This is a genomic window from Pseudoclavibacter sp. RFBI5 (assembly GCF_002931395.1).
Taxonomy (GTDB): Bacteria; Actinomycetota; Actinomycetes; order Actinomycetales; family Microbacteriaceae; genus Pseudoclavibacter.
The window spans coordinates 35,817-48,774 of the sequence record NZ_PSYA01000010.1; the positions used below are offsets into that span (position 1 = coordinate 35,817).

At 71.1% G+C, this 12,958-nt stretch carries 15 protein-coding genes; 8 read left to right on the forward strand and 7 right to left on the reverse strand.

The annotated features are described in order from the left end of the window. Positions 1-20 precede the first annotated feature (20 nt). Both C5E06_RS07125 and C5E06_RS07130 read right to left on the reverse strand, forming a co-directional pair. Positions 21-200 carry a hypothetical protein gene (locus C5E06_RS07125; RefSeq protein WP_104306437.1) on the reverse strand — a complete coding sequence of 60 codons (180 nt, stop codon included), beginning with the start codon at positions 198-200 and terminating at the stop codon, positions 21-23. 38 nt (positions 201-238) lie between these two features. Beyond that, positions 239-904, reverse strand: coding sequence for a cyclase family protein (locus tag C5E06_RS07130; protein WP_104306438.1), 666 nt, complete (start codon positions 902-904; stop codon positions 239-241). Positions 905-994: 90 nt separating this feature from the next. Here C5E06_RS07130 and arfB point away from each other — a divergent pair, with 90 nt between their 5' ends. The 3 genes from arfB to C5E06_RS07145 all read left to right on the forward strand — a co-directional run bounded on the left by arfB (position 995) and on the right by C5E06_RS07145 (position 3,457). Next, positions 995-1,417, forward strand: a complete 423-nt coding sequence (arfB, locus tag C5E06_RS07135) for an alternative ribosome rescue aminoacyl-tRNA hydrolase ArfB (RefSeq protein WP_104306439.1) — start codon at positions 995-997, stop codon at positions 1,415-1,417. A gap of 202 nt (positions 1,418-1,619) precedes the next feature. Next, the gene (locus tag C5E06_RS07140) at positions 1,620-2,036 is read left to right on the forward strand and encodes a nuclear transport factor 2 family protein (RefSeq protein WP_308471417.1); all 417 of its coding nucleotides are present in this window, start codon (positions 1,620-1,622) and stop codon (positions 2,034-2,036) included. Next, entirely contained in the window at positions 2,033-3,457 is a 1,425-nt protein-coding gene (locus C5E06_RS07145; RefSeq protein WP_104306440.1) for a cytosine permease, read from the forward strand. Before C5E06_RS07140 ends, C5E06_RS07145 begins: the two co-directional genes overlap by 4 nt. 2 nt (positions 3,458-3,459) lie before the next feature. Here C5E06_RS07145 and C5E06_RS07150 read toward each other — a convergent pair whose 3' ends face one another. Then, positions 3,460-4,191: a M15 family metallopeptidase gene (locus tag C5E06_RS07150; RefSeq protein ID WP_104306441.1), complete on the reverse strand. Its 732-nt coding sequence runs from the start codon at positions 4,189-4,191 to the stop codon at positions 3,460-3,462. An 86-nt stretch (positions 4,192-4,277) separates the two neighbouring features. Here C5E06_RS07150 and C5E06_RS07155 point away from each other — a divergent pair, with 86 nt between their 5' ends. Together C5E06_RS07155 and C5E06_RS07160 are read left to right on the forward strand one after the other, a co-directional pair. After that, positions 4,278-4,973, forward strand: a complete 696-nt coding sequence (locus tag C5E06_RS07155) for a response regulator transcription factor (RefSeq protein WP_104240938.1) — start codon at positions 4,278-4,280, stop codon at positions 4,971-4,973. After that, positions 4,970-6,100 (forward strand): HAMP domain-containing sensor histidine kinase, encoded by a 1,131-nt coding sequence (locus C5E06_RS07160; RefSeq protein ID WP_104306442.1) that lies wholly within the window; start codon positions 4,970-4,972, stop codon positions 6,098-6,100. Before C5E06_RS07155 ends, C5E06_RS07160 begins: the two co-directional genes overlap by 4 nt. Here the strand turns inward: C5E06_RS07160 and C5E06_RS07165 are convergent. Next, positions 6,093-6,596, reverse strand: coding sequence for a VanZ family protein (locus C5E06_RS07165; protein WP_181062910.1), 504 nt, complete (start codon positions 6,594-6,596; stop codon positions 6,093-6,095). The genes C5E06_RS07160 and C5E06_RS07165 overlap by 8 nt on opposite strands. 128 nt (positions 6,597-6,724) lie before the next feature. On the opposite strand from C5E06_RS07165, the gene C5E06_RS07170 reads away from it, so the two are divergent. Next, positions 6,725-8,194, forward strand: coding sequence for an amino acid permease (locus C5E06_RS07170; RefSeq protein WP_258067553.1), 1,470 nt, complete (start codon positions 6,725-6,727; stop codon positions 8,192-8,194). Positions 8,195-8,321: 127 nt separating this feature from the next. Here C5E06_RS07170 and C5E06_RS07175 read toward each other — a convergent pair whose 3' ends face one another. The 3 genes from C5E06_RS07175 to C5E06_RS07185 all read right to left on the reverse strand — a co-directional run bounded on the left by C5E06_RS07175 (position 8,322) and on the right by C5E06_RS07185 (position 11,006). Continuing rightward, the gene (locus C5E06_RS07175) at positions 8,322-9,005 is read right to left on the reverse strand and encodes a triacylglycerol lipase (protein WP_104306444.1); all 684 of its coding nucleotides are present in this window, start codon (positions 9,003-9,005) and stop codon (positions 8,322-8,324) included. A gap of 175 nt (positions 9,006-9,180) precedes the next feature. Beyond that, on the reverse strand, positions 9,181-9,807 hold the full coding sequence (locus C5E06_RS07180; RefSeq protein WP_104306445.1) for a response regulator transcription factor: 627 nt from the start codon (positions 9,805-9,807) through the stop codon (positions 9,181-9,183). Continuing rightward, positions 9,804-11,006, reverse strand: coding sequence for a sensor histidine kinase (locus tag C5E06_RS07185; protein WP_104306446.1), 1,203 nt, complete (start codon positions 11,004-11,006; stop codon positions 9,804-9,806). The genes C5E06_RS07180 and C5E06_RS07185 overlap by 4 nt, the downstream gene beginning before the upstream one ends. 165 nt (positions 11,007-11,171) lie before the next feature. Between C5E06_RS07185 and C5E06_RS07190 the strand changes: the two genes are divergently transcribed. Both C5E06_RS07190 and C5E06_RS07195 read left to right on the forward strand, forming a co-directional pair. Continuing rightward, positions 11,172-12,239, forward strand: coding sequence for an ABC transporter permease (locus C5E06_RS07190; RefSeq protein ID WP_104306447.1), 1,068 nt, complete (start codon positions 11,172-11,174; stop codon positions 12,237-12,239). Then, on the forward strand, positions 12,236-12,922 hold the full coding sequence (locus C5E06_RS07195) for an ABC transporter ATP-binding protein (protein WP_104240945.1): 687 nt from the start codon (positions 12,236-12,238) through the stop codon (positions 12,920-12,922). Before C5E06_RS07190 ends, C5E06_RS07195 begins: the two co-directional genes overlap by 4 nt. The last annotated feature ends 36 nt before the right edge of the window (positions 12,923-12,958 follow it).

Sequence of the window (12,958 nt, forward strand, 5' to 3'; positions counted from 1 at the left end):
CCCTCAGCAGGAGGCTCAGCCTAGATCGCGGTTCGCCAGCGATTGCGCTTGTCCGCCAGGGGCGAAGGACGTTCGATGTAGGTAATCCACACCTGCTGCGAGTCGGCCTCGACGGACGCGTCGTCCCGCGCGACGCCGTCCGTGATGCCCGGGACGTCGGGGGAGAAGGAGCGCTCGGCGTGGCCTCCGTTTCGCGCCACGGCGGAAATCCGCTCGGCGATCGCGGCGCCTCCGACGGTCAGGCGCGGTGCATCGCGACCGCGCGCACCGGCGAGCCGTCGAGGCCCGTGAACGGCAGTGGCAGGGCGGAGATCCACGGGTCGCGCGCGGTGTCGATGGCGGACAGGTTCGTGAGGTTCTCGATGATGACGCCGCCCGCGCCCAGGAAGACCTCGTGGAACGGGAGGTCGGCGGATGCTGCGGTCGCGTCGGTGCGGTCGGGGCTGAGGGTGTCGACGCCGACGACCGTCACACCTGCAGCGAGCAGGCGCTCGGCGATGGCCGCGTCGAAGAAGGGATGCGCGAGATAGTCGGGCTGCCCGAACCGCGCTGACCAGTCGGTCCGAAACACGACGACCGCGCCGGGAGTGAGCTGCTCGAGCTGGGCGGCGACCTGAGCGAGTTCGATCCTGCGTCCGGGCTGCGCGAGCTCGGTCACATCGACGAGATGCAGCGGCCCCACGAGCCGACCGAGATCGAGGCGATCGACCGTTGCTCCGTCGGCGATCGAGTGCGAGGGCGCATCCAGGTGCGTGCCGGTGTGCGTGCCGAGCTGCAGGGCGTGCACCACGACCCCGTCGTCGGCGAGCGAGGTGGCAGGCTCGACCCGCACCTCCGGGTCGCCGGGGTAGATCTGCATGCCTGAGGTGAGCGGATGCGTGAGGTCGACAAGCGTGAGCGTCATGCTCGAAGCCTACGCATGGGCTTGCTTCGGGGACCGGCTGCCGTGACGGCTGCGCCTGCGCGCGGGTGTAGCCCGTGGGAGGCTTGGCGCATGGACTTGGAGGTGTCACGCTCGCTCACGATTCCGGCCGCGGAGCTCGGCTGGCGCTTCTCGCGATCCTCCGGGCCGGGCGGGCAGCACGTCAACACCTCCGACAGCCGGGTCGAGCTCTTCTGGAATGTCGAAGCATCGCTCGTGCTCAGCGACGAGCAGCGGCGGATGCTCCTGTCGCGACTCGGCAAGCGTCTCGTCTCCGGGGTCGTCACGGTCGCCTCCTCCGAGCGTCGCTCACAGCTGCGCAACCGAGAGGCGGCGCTCGAGAAGCTCGCGAACCTCGTGCGCGAGGGCCTCGCGCCGCCCGGACCGAAGCGTCGGGCAACCAAGCCGACGAAGGGCTCGCAGCGGCGCAGGCTCGAATCGAAGGGCCAACGCTCCGCGACGAAAGCGCAGCGCAAGCGCCCCTCCCACGACTGACGCGGCGCGTGGCGCGCTGAGCGCTGGACGACTCGGACATAATGCCCCTTGTCAACCGAAATGAGTTCGGTTCCTCCCTGGACGGGGCTCGGTGTGTAGGTGTTTGCTTGGTGAGTGCGGCAACTGCACTGCGAAGGCCGGAAGCACCGACCGCCGTTCGAAGCCTGTCAGCAGAGCCCACCAAGTCCAAAGGAGCACTTGCATGATGACCACACCCACGCAGGATGCGGTGCTCGCTGCCGCCGACGCCATCATCGACGCGTTCCGCGCGACCGACACCGAGGCGTACTTCGCCGGGTTCGCGCCGGACGCGTCGTTCGTCTTCCACCCCGAGCCCGCGCGCCTCGACTCGCGCGCCGAGTACGAGGCGCTGTGGGCGGGCTGGGTCGCGGCGGGTTGGCGGGTCACCTCCTGCGCATCCACCGACCGCCTCGTGCAGGTCTTCCCGGGCGGCGCCGTCTTCAGCCACACGGTCGCAACGAGCGTCGACTCCGCCGACGGCCCCGACTCGTACCTCGAGCGGGAGAGCATCGTCTTCACGGTCGGAGACGAAGGGTCGCTCATCGCGGTCCATGAGCACCTGTCCGCGCCGACGACTGACGCGGAGGCATCCTCATGACCGGCCCCAAGACCATGGCCCTGAACCTCGACGGCCAGGACGACTCCGCGGGACCCGTCCGAGGCACGCAATCGCTCATCCGCATCGCCCTCATCTGGCTCGCCGCGAACCTCGTCGTCACGACGCTCCTCACGGGCACGCTCTTCGTGCCTGGCGTCTCGTTCGGCACCGCGACCGGGATGATCGTGCTCGGCACCCTGATCGGCGTCATCGTGCTCGTGCTCATCGGCAACATGGGCACCCGCACGGGCCTCCCGACGATGGCGCTCACGCGTGGCGCGTTCGGCATCCGCGGCAGCCTCGTGCCGGCGGCCTCCAATCTCATCGTGCTGATGGGGTGGAGCTGGGTGCAGGCGATGCTCGCCGGCGTCACCGTCGACTTCCTCGTGTTCGAGGCGACGGGCTTCTCGAACCCGATGCTGTTCTCCGCCATCTGCCAGGGCATCGTCGTCGTGCTCGCGATCTTCGGCCACACCGGTATCTCGCGAGTCGAACCGTGGCTGGCACTCGTGATCCTCGTGGTCATGGGCTTCGTGTTCGCGGCAGCGTTCGGCGCGTTCAGCCCCGGCGAATTCGCGGCGCTGCCCGTGGATGCGGAGCTCGGCGGCACCCCGTTCATCACGCTCGACCTGGTCATCGCGACGGCCATCTCGTGGACCGTCCTCTCCGCAGACATGAATCGGCACGCGAAGAACAGCGTCGCCGGAGTCGTCGGCTCGGGCGTGGGCTACACGCTCTCGACCACGATCGCCATGTTCCTCGGCCTCGTCGCGTTCAGCGTCGTGCTCCTTCGCGGAGGCGAGGCGATCGCCTTCGACCCGACCGTGATCGTCGCCGAGTTCGGCTGGCCGCTCGGCATCGCGATCTTCCTCTCGGTGATGGCGACCAACACCATGGTCGTCTTCGGCATGGTCACCTCGGTCATCAACGCGCAGTCGAAGTGGCACCTGCGCTTCCTGCCGACGGCGATCGTGCTGGGCATCATCTCGATCATCGGATCCACGTTCCTCGGCCTGCTGAACCAGTTCACCGACTTCCTCTTCATCATCAGCGCGTTCTTCGTGCCCGTGTTCGCGATCATGATCGCCGACTACTACCTGCTGAAGCGCCGCAGCTACTCGCGGCAGATCCTGCAGGAGCGGCCCGAGAGCCGCTACTGGTACCTGGGTGGCATCAACTGGGTGGCGGTGTTCGTGTGGATCTTCGGCGCCGCACTCTCGTACGTGCTCGCGTACGTCGCTCCGAGCCCCATCGGGGCGAACATCCCGGCCTTCGCGGTGAGCTTCGCCCTCTACCTCGGTCTCACCTGGGCGCTGCGGGGCGTGAAGCCGCTTGGGCTCGCCGACCCGCGCGACGCCGTCCACGCGGGGCACCTGCTCGACGAGGAGGAAGAGGCGGGAGATCCGACGCGAGGGCGCTGAACCTAGCCCCGCAGCCGCGGGTCGTAGGTCGGGTCTGGGTACTGCTCGGCGCATCCGTTGGCGGGGGCTGAGGCTTGGAACTCGAAGTGCCACGGCTCGTTGACGTAGGTCTGGCAGAGGCCGTACCGCGACCCGTTGGTGGTGAGCCAGTCGGATGCACCTCCGCCTTCCACGTCGACGGCGTCGCCCGAGACGTGCAGGGAGGTCTCCGGGGAGGCGACCCAGCGCGACGCCTCCTCCAACGACCCGTACTCGGCGACCGCATCCTGCAGCAGCTGCCGCTGCAGCTCGGCCGACCGCCACCCGCTGTTGACCATGACGTACACGCCGTCCAGCTCGGCGTCGCTCGTCGCCTCCTGCAGCGCGTCGAGGAGCACGGGGGAGAGGTTGGCGATGCCGGCGTACTCGGTCTCGAACGCCGTCGTGCCGAACTGGAGCCGCCCGTCTGGGTTCTCCGCGCCGGCATCCCCCGAGCTGGTGTCGACTGCCGTCCCGCCGCCCGGCCCGCCCGACCCGCCCGACCCGGCCGTGGAGGGGGCGGCGAGCACCGCATCCGGCGCCGGAGCCTCACGGTGCGACGCGGCTGTCTGCCCGAGCTGCGCCGAGAAGAGCGCGACGCCGAGGCCGGCCAGCGCGACGAGGGATGCGCCGCCAACGAGGAGGCGCACGCTCCGCTTCTTCGCGGGTGGGTCGTTGACGGTGCGCTTGTGGCGGGGCGAGCTGGTGAGCGTCATGGGACAAGTTCAGGCGAGCGCACGTTGCCCTGGCGTTGCGGGTTTCCCATACGCGGGCGATATGCCGCGGCTCGTATCATCGGCACATGCGTGTGCTGTTGGTAGAGGACGAGCCCTACATGGCGGAGGCGATCCGTGACGGGCTGCGGCTCGAGGCGATCGCCGCCGACATCGCCGGCGACGGGCACGCGGCGCTGGAGCTGCTGAGCGTCAACGACTACGACGTCGCCGTGCTCGACCGCGACATCCCCGGCCCGTCCGGCGACGAGGTCGCGAGACGCATCGTCGCCTCCAAGAGCGGGGTGCTCATCCTCATGCTCACGGCCGCCGACCGCCTCGACGACAAGGCGTCGGGCTTCGAGCTCGGCGCCGACGACTACCTCACGAAGCCGTTCGAGCTGCAGGAGCTCGTGCTCCGGCTGCGCGCCCTCAACCGCCGCCGCGCGCACAGCCGCCCGCCCATCCACGAGATCGCCGGCCTCAAGCTCGACCCGTTCCGCCGCGAGGTGTACCGCGACGGGCGCTACGTCGCGCTCACCCGCAAGCAGTTCGCGGTGCTCGAAGTGCTCATGAGCGCAGGCGGGGGCGTGATCAGCGCGGAGGAGCTGCTAGAGAAGGCGTGGGACGAGAACGCCGACCCCTTCACGAACGCCGTGCGCATCACGGTCTCCGCGCTCCGCAAGCGACTCGGCGAGCCGTGGCTCATCGTGACCGTGCCCGGCGTCGGCTACCGCATCGACGCCGAGGCCGCATCGGTGCTCGACGAGAACGAACTCCGGTGACGAGGCAGCGCGGCATCAGCGTCCGCCTGAAGCTCGCGCTGAGCTACGCGGCCTTCCTCATGATCGCCGGCGCCCTGCTGCTCGCCGTCGTCTACGCCTTCCTCCTCCGCTACGTGCCGGCTGAGGCGATGGCCAGCGAGTGGACCTTCTTCCCCGGCCGCACCGACCTCGTCCGCGCGTTCGTGCCGGCCGCGGCCTGGGCGCTGCTGTTCCTGCTCGTCTTCGCGCTGGTCGGCGGCTGGTTCCTGGCGGGGCGGATGCTCGCCCCGCTCACCCGCATCACGAACGCCACGCGGGCCGCGGCGGCCGGGTCGCTGTCACACCGCATCCGCCTCGACGGCCGGAGCGACGAGTTCACCGAGCTGGCGGACAGCTTCGACGCCATGCTCGCGCAGCTCGAGGCGCACGTCGCGCAGCAGCAGCGCTTCGCGGCGAACGCCTCGCACGAGCTGCGCACGCCCCTCGCGATCTCGCAGACGCTCCTCGACGTCGCCCGCCGGGACCCGGGGCACGACCACGACGAGGTGCTCGGGCGCCTGCACTCGGTCAACGCGCGCGCGATCGAGCTGACCGAGGCGCTGCTCGTGCTGAGCCGCACCGAGCACGGCACCTTCGCGACCGAGCGCGTCGACCTGTCGCTCGTCGCCGAGGAGGCGGCCGAGACGCTGCTGCCGCTCGCCGAGAAGCGCGACGTCGCCATCGAGACGGAGGGGGAGGCCGCGGACACGATCGGCTCGCCTGCCCTCATCTCCCTCCTCACGACGAACCTGCTGCACAACGCGATCGTCCACAACCTCCCCGAGGGCGGCACGGTGCGCCTGACGACGGCGTCGGCACCGGATGCGGCGACCCTCGTCGTCGAGAACACGGGAAGTACCGTCGGCCCCGAGCTGCTCGCGACCCTCACGGAGCCGTTCCAGCGCGGCGAGCAGCGCGCCCGCAGCGACCACGCCGGGGTTGGGCTCGGCCTCGCGATCGTGAAGAGCGTCGTCAAGGCCCACGGCGGGACGATGCGCCTCGCGGCCCGGGACGGGGGCGGGCTGCGCGTGACCGTCCAGCTGCCGCCGGCCACGCGGGCTGCGACCCGTCCTGAGCTCGGCTCCCAGCCGGGTGCCCGCGCTAGCTGAACGCCGCGCGACGCACGCTCGGGGCGACGACGGCAGCGCCGAGCAGGGCACCCACGGTGTTCGCGACGATGTCGCTCGTGTCGAAGCTGCCGACGGCGAGCGCGAACTGCGTCGTCTCCATCGCGAGGCTCGTGAAGCCGGCCGCGAAGAACGTCTTCGGGCCGGGCAGGACGCGCCACAGGTACCCGGTGCAGAGGCCGAACGGCACGAAGACGGCGACGTTCGCGAGCACCTCCAGCGGCTTGCTCGCCGCGTACCCCTCGCTCGCGATGAACGGGATGAGCTTCAGGTGCCTCGTCTCGCCCCACCCGACGAACGGCACCTCGAGCTTCCACACGATGAGCCACGTCAGCAGCACCAGGTACGCGAGGAAGAGCACGGCCACGAGGAAGCGCGGCGCCCGCGACGGTCGACGAGTCCGCGGCGCCCGCTGGGCGGTGGCGAACGCCCCGGTCGTCGGGAGTTCCAGGGTCTGGTCTGCTCGGCTGTAGCTCATGGCTACAGCCTCTCGAGGGGCGTGTTGCGGCGGCGTATGCGGGTTTCGATACGCGGACGATACCCGCCAGCGCGGGGGAAGCCACGGGCGCCGTGCCGGGGCCGCCATTCGTGAGAGACTTCCGGCTTGTGACTTCCGCCAGCGCATCCGAGAACAGCAACCAGCACGAGGCTGCGCGAGAACCGCAAGCGGTCGCAGGGCAGGCGAGCGCCGCCCACCACCTGCAGCGCTCCCTCTCGCCACGCCAGCTCGCGATGATGGGCCTCGGCGGCGCCATCGGCGCCGGCCTCTTCGTCGGCTCGGGGCAGGCGATCGCCGTCGCGGGCCCCGCCGTGCTCGTCTCCTACGCGGTCGCGGGCCTGCTCGTCATCCTCGTGCTGTTCATGCTCGCCGAGATGGCCGCCGCCGACCCGCAGAGCGGCGCCTTCTCCGTGTACGCGGCGAAGGCCTTCGGCGCCACGGCCGGCGCGACGCTCGGCTGGTTCTACTGGATGCAGCTGGTCATCGTCATCGCCGCCGAGGCGACGGGCGCGGCCGCGATCGTCGCAGCCTGGACGCCCGGCATCCCGCAGGGCGTGTGGGCGCTCGCCTTCATGGTCGCGTTCACGCTCATCAACCTCCTCGGCGTGCGCCGCTACGGCTCCTTCGAGTTCTGGTTCGCGGTGCTCAAGGTCGCCGCCATCATCGGCTTCCTCGTGCTGGGCGCGGCCCTCCTCTTCGGCCTCATCCCCGACGTCCCGTCCCCGGGCCTCTCGAACCTCGTCGCCGGCGACGGCTTCGCGCCAACCGGCATCCTCGGCATCTCCGCGGCCCTGCTCATCGTCATGTTCAGCTTCGGCGGCACCGAGCTCACCGCGATCGCCGCCGCCGAGACGCGCGACCCGGCCACGAGCATCCGCCGCGCCGTGCGCAGCGTGCTGTGGCGCATCCTGCTCTTCTACATCGGCTCCGTGTTCGTCATCGTCGCCGCCCTCTCCTGGACGGACCCCGCCGTCGTCGCGGGGCCCTTCGCCGCGGTGCTCGCCCTCACGAACATCCCGGGCGTCGACCTCATCATGTCGGCCATCATCGTCATCGCCCTCCTCTCGGCGCTCAACGCCAACCTCTACGGCGCCTCCCGCATGGTCTACTCGCTCTCCGAGCGCCGCTTCGCGCCCCGCGGCATGCAGCGCCTCGCGAAGAACGGCACCCCGACCATCGCGGTGCTCGTCTCGGTGGGCGTCGGCTTCCTCACGGTGATCTTCAACTTCCTCGCCCCAGACGCGGTGCTCCCGACGCTCCTCAACATCGTCGGTTCGACGCTCATCGTGCTGTGGGCGACGGTCACGGCGTCGCAGTTCGTGCTGCGGCGGCGGGCGGATGCGCGCGGCGAGACCCTCACGGCCCGCATGCCCGGGTTCCCGTGGCTGAGCATCCTCGCCGGCGTCATCCTCGTCGTGATCGTCGTCCTGACGATGCTCAACGAGGGCTCACGGGAGCAGCTGCTCGCGACGCTCGCCATGACGGCCGTCATCGCGATCGCGTGCGCCTTCACCAACCGCCGCCTGCGCCGGCAGGGCATCGACCCCGTGCAGCTGCTGCGCGGCGAGCACCACTGAGCTGAAACCCGCGGCACGAACTCTGGGGCGTGATCCCAGGCAGTCAGTCCCGGGTCGCGAGTCCTGTGTCACGAATCCCGGGCCGTGACCGGTCGCCGCCAGGCCGGTGCGCCTCAGCTTCGCCGGCTCAGGCCCCGGTCAGCTCCTTCAGTACCGCGAAGCCCCGCAGGATGCCGGGGTGGGTGAGGATGCGGAAGTGGCCGCCCGTCGGCAGTTCGATGTTGCGTGCGAGCTCGAGCACGCTGCCGTCGGGGATATGCGGGTCGAAGCGGCCGAACACGGAGACGATGCGGGCGTTCGCGTCGCTCTCGCGAGCCAGCGCGAGGATCGTCGCGTCGCTGGGGGAGAAGATGCGCAGGCTCGAGACCGCCATCGCGCGGGCGTAGCGGGAGCCCGCGAACGGCGTCGCGATGGCGAGCATCCCCGCGATCCGCTCGGCGCTGTCGCCGAACGACATAGCGAACTTGCCGACGAGCCCGCCCTTGCTGTGCGTCACGAGGAGCACGTCCGTGAGGTCGTGGGCCCGCAGGTACGCGGCGACGTGCTTGGCGGCATCCGGGACCGGCCGGTGGTTGAAGCCGAGCGGCTCGAGCACGTGCACGGGGTGGCCGTTCTCGTGGATGGCCTCGATGAGCGGCAGCATGAACCGCCAGGGCTCGTAGACGCCGGGGATGATGACGACGGGGGCCCCGTCGCCGCTGAGGTAGGAGCCGGCCTCGGCGCGGCTGAAAGCGGCACGGACCTGCCGCTCGACCGCGTAGACGTAGTCGAGCGCCCACCAGCCGAGCTTCTGCAGCGCGCCTGTGATCATCACGCGGCTCGATCGCCGGCGGGAGGCCCCGACGGAGACCCCGCGGGAGACGGGCACTGCGCGGGGTGAGCCGAACGCCGTCGCCGCGGTGTGAGAACTGCCATGCAAACGCCTTCCCTGGAACGGGTCTCGGCCTGCTGCCGGGAGGCGCGGCTTCGACGGGGGAACGAGCAGGCTACCGGAGGATGCCGCGTGCCCTCGCCTCGGAGACCGCCGCGGTGCGCGACGTTGCGCCGAGCTTCGTGAACACGTGCGCGAGGTGCGACTTCACGGTCGTCTCCGTGACGAAGAGCGCCGCGGCGACGTCCGTGTTCGAGAGTCCCGATGCGACGAGCTCGAGCACTTCGATCTCCCGCGGCGAGAGGCTCTGCTGGGGCGTGCGGAGCCGGTCCATGAGGCGCGAGGCGATGGGCGGCGCAAGCGCACTCGCACCGCTCGCCGCGGCCCGGACCGCCGCGAGCAGCTCGTGGGGCGGCGCATCCTTCAGCAGGTAGCCGCTGGCGCCGGCTTCGACGGCCCCGAGGATGTCGCCCTCTGAGTCGTAGTTCGTCACGACGAGCACGTGCGGCGGGTCGGGGAGGCTGCGGATGCGGCGGGTCGCGGATGCGCCGCTCTCGTTCTCGCGCGCACCGAACTGGAGGTCCATGAGCACGAGGTCGGGCCGCTCGGTGGCCGCCGCCAGCACGGCCTCCTCGGCGGTGGACGCCTCCGCCGCGACCTCGATGTCGGGCTCGAGGCCGAGGAGGGCACGGAGGCCTGCTCGGACGACGGGGTGGTCGTCGGCGATCACGACGCGGATCATGCGGTGCCTTCCCTGGGGCGCGTTGGGAGCGTGACGGTCAGGGTGGTGCCCTGGCCGACGCTGGAGGTGACGTCGAGGGAGCCGCCGAGCTGCTGCACTCGCTCACGGGTGGCGACGAGCCCGAACGAGTCCGAGTTCGCACCGCCAACCTGCTCGTGGGTGCTGGCGTCGAAGCCCCGGCCGTCGTCGGCGACGGCGAAGACGAGCCCGGCCGCCGACTCGTCGAGGGTGATGGTCGCGCGGCTCGCGCCAGCGTGCTGCACGACGTTGGCGATGGCGCCCTGCGCGATGCGCAGCAGGGCGGTCTGCACGGGCATGGGCAGGGAGTCGGCGCTGCTGTGCACCTCGACGCGGATACCGTGCGCGGCCGACGTCGCGTCCGCGAGCCGCCGCAGCGCCTGCTCGAGGTCCATGCCGTCGAGGTCCGGCGGCGCCAGCTCGCGGATGAAGCGTCGCGTCTCGGCCAGGTTGTCGGCGGCCGTCTCCCTCGCCAGCCGGATGTGCCCGACCCCGGCGCCGTCGGGGTCGGCGCGCTCGGCGGCGTGCAGCAGCATCTGGATGCTCGCGAGGCCCTGCGCGACCGTGTCGTGGATCTCGCGGGCGAGGCGGGAGCGCTCCGTGAGGGTGCCCGCCTCCCGCTCCGTCGCGACGAGGTGCTCCTGCGTCGCCAACAGCTCCCGCATGAGCTGCTCCCGCTCCCTCGCCTCCTTCGCGAGCGCCTCGTAGCCGATCCCGATGAGCACCGCGACGCCCGCGCCGATGCAGGGGCCGATGACACCGGCGACCGACCAGCCCTCGTGAAGCCCGAGGCCGATGACGGCGATGGCCGTCGTCGCGCCGACCGCGAGCATCCCAGCCCGTCGGCCGAGCAGGTGCAGGTACACGAAGAAGAGCGGGAAGACGAGGTACGCGGCCTCCCGGGAGAGCCAGAGCAGCAGCATCCACTCGAGCGTCAGGGCGAGTACCCAGAGCAGCCGCTGCCTGGGCAGTGCGGCCACCAGCCGCGTGCGCCTGGATGCGGCGATCGCCCCGAGCGCGTACGTCGCGCCGAAGAGCAGCGTCGCGGCCAGCACGAGCGCCGTGCTCTGCTCGGGGGTGAGCACCGCGCGCACGGCGACCAGCGCCAGGAGTCCGAAGAAGAGGGCGTGGAGCCCCGTGCGCAGTCCCACGAAGACGGGAGTGAGCGCAGTGGTCGGCATGCGGCTCAGCCTAGACACGGCTCGCGTCGCGGTCATCCTTCGAAAGGTGGAGCGACGACTCCATCGTGCGGTCCGCGAGGAGTGTGCCGACGGGCGATGCCGGGCGGGGGTGCTCGGCGGGAGGGTTGCCTGAGCCGCCGGAACTGGCGGCAGGAAAGGACCACCATGTTCGTCGCGCTCCGCGACCTCCGCTTCGCGAGAGGCCGATTCGTGCTGATCGGCGCCGTCGTCGCGCTCATCACCGTGCTCGTCGGGTTCCTCAGTGGGCTCACGGGCGGCCTCGCCACCCAGAACATCTCGGGAGTCCTGGCGCTGCCAGCCGACCGCCTCGTCTTCACCGTCCCGGCCGGCGACGACGCACCGAGCTTCTCCACCTCGTCGCCGTCTCGTGAGCAGGCGGACACGCTCGCCTCCTTCCCCGGCGTGAGCAGCGTCGACCCGCTCGGCATCAGCCAGCTGCGGGCCGAGACCGCCGAGACGGGGGCCGCCGTCGCCGTCTTCGGGGTCCCGGTCGGGTTCGCGGATACCTCGCCAGCGGCAGGAGGCGAGATCACGCTCTCCGAATCCGCGGCAGAGGACCTCGACGCCACGGTCGGCGACGAGGTCACCATCGGCGGCGCTGCCTTCGAGGTCGCCTCGATCGGACCGGAGGCCTGGTACAGCCACACGCCGGTCGTGCAGATCACCCTCGCCGACTGGCAGGCGCTCGCGGAGCAGACGGGGGCTCCCGGCGCCTACGCCACCGTGCTCGCCGTCTCGGGGAATGCGGACTGGGCCGCAGCGGATGCGGAGACCCGCACCGTCTCCGAGTCCCTGCTCGGCGCCCTCGGCGCGCTCGCCGCGTTCCGCTCCGAGGTCGGCTCGCTGCTGCTCATGGTCGCGATGCTCTTCGGCATCTCCGGGCTCGTGATCGGCGCGTTCTTCACGGTGTGGACCATGCAGCGGCAGGGCGACATCGCCGTGCTCAAGGCGCTCGGGGCGAGCACACGATCGCTCGCACGGGATGCCCTCGGCCAGGCCCTCCTGGTGCTCGTCGCCGGAATCGGCGTGGGGGTGGGGCTCGTCGCCATCCTCGGCGCCCTCGCAGGCCAGGCCCTGCCGTTCCTGCTCAGCCCGCTCACCACCCTCCTCCCGGGAGCCATCATGATCGCCCTCGGGCTCGCCGGGGCCGCGTTCGCGCTGCGCTCCGTGACCACAGCCGACCCCCTCACCGCGCTCGGGAGCAACCGATGATCGCACTGGACAACATCACCCTCACCTTCCCCGACGGGGGAGGGCGCCTGACCGCGCTCGACGGCGTCAGCCTCACCGCCGACCGGGGGACCGTGACCGGCATCACGGGGCCGAGCGGCTCGGGCAAGTCGAGCCTGCTCGCCGTCGCGGCCACCCTCATCCGCCCGGATTCCGGCAGCGTGATGATCGGCGGCGTCGATGCGAGCGGCATGAGCCGCACGGAGTCGGCGGCCCTGCGTCGGTCCAGCATCGGCATCGTCTTCCAGCAGGCGAACCTCCTCCCGTCGCTCACGGCGCGCGAGCAGCTGCTCGTCATGAACGAGCTCGGTGCACCCGGGAGCCGCCGCCGCAGGCCCGCCGCAGCGGCGCACGCCGACGAGCTGCTCGCCGCGGTCGGTCTCGCGGAGCACGGCGCGAAGCGCCCGCACCAGCTCTCCGGCGGCCAGCGGCAGCGTGTCAACATCGCGAGGGCCCTCATGAACGACCCGAGTGCGCTCCTCGTCGACGAGCCGACAAGCGCGCTCGACCAGGAGCGCGGGGCCGCGATCATCGAGCTCATCCTGCGCCTCACCGAGGAGCTGGACACGGCGACCCTGCTCGTCACGCACGACCTCACCCACCTGCCCCGGATGCACGACACGGTGCAGCTGGTCGATGGGAGACTCGCGCAGCTCCAGCACTGAGCCGCCCGCGACGGGCCGCTTCTGCGCGAGAATCAG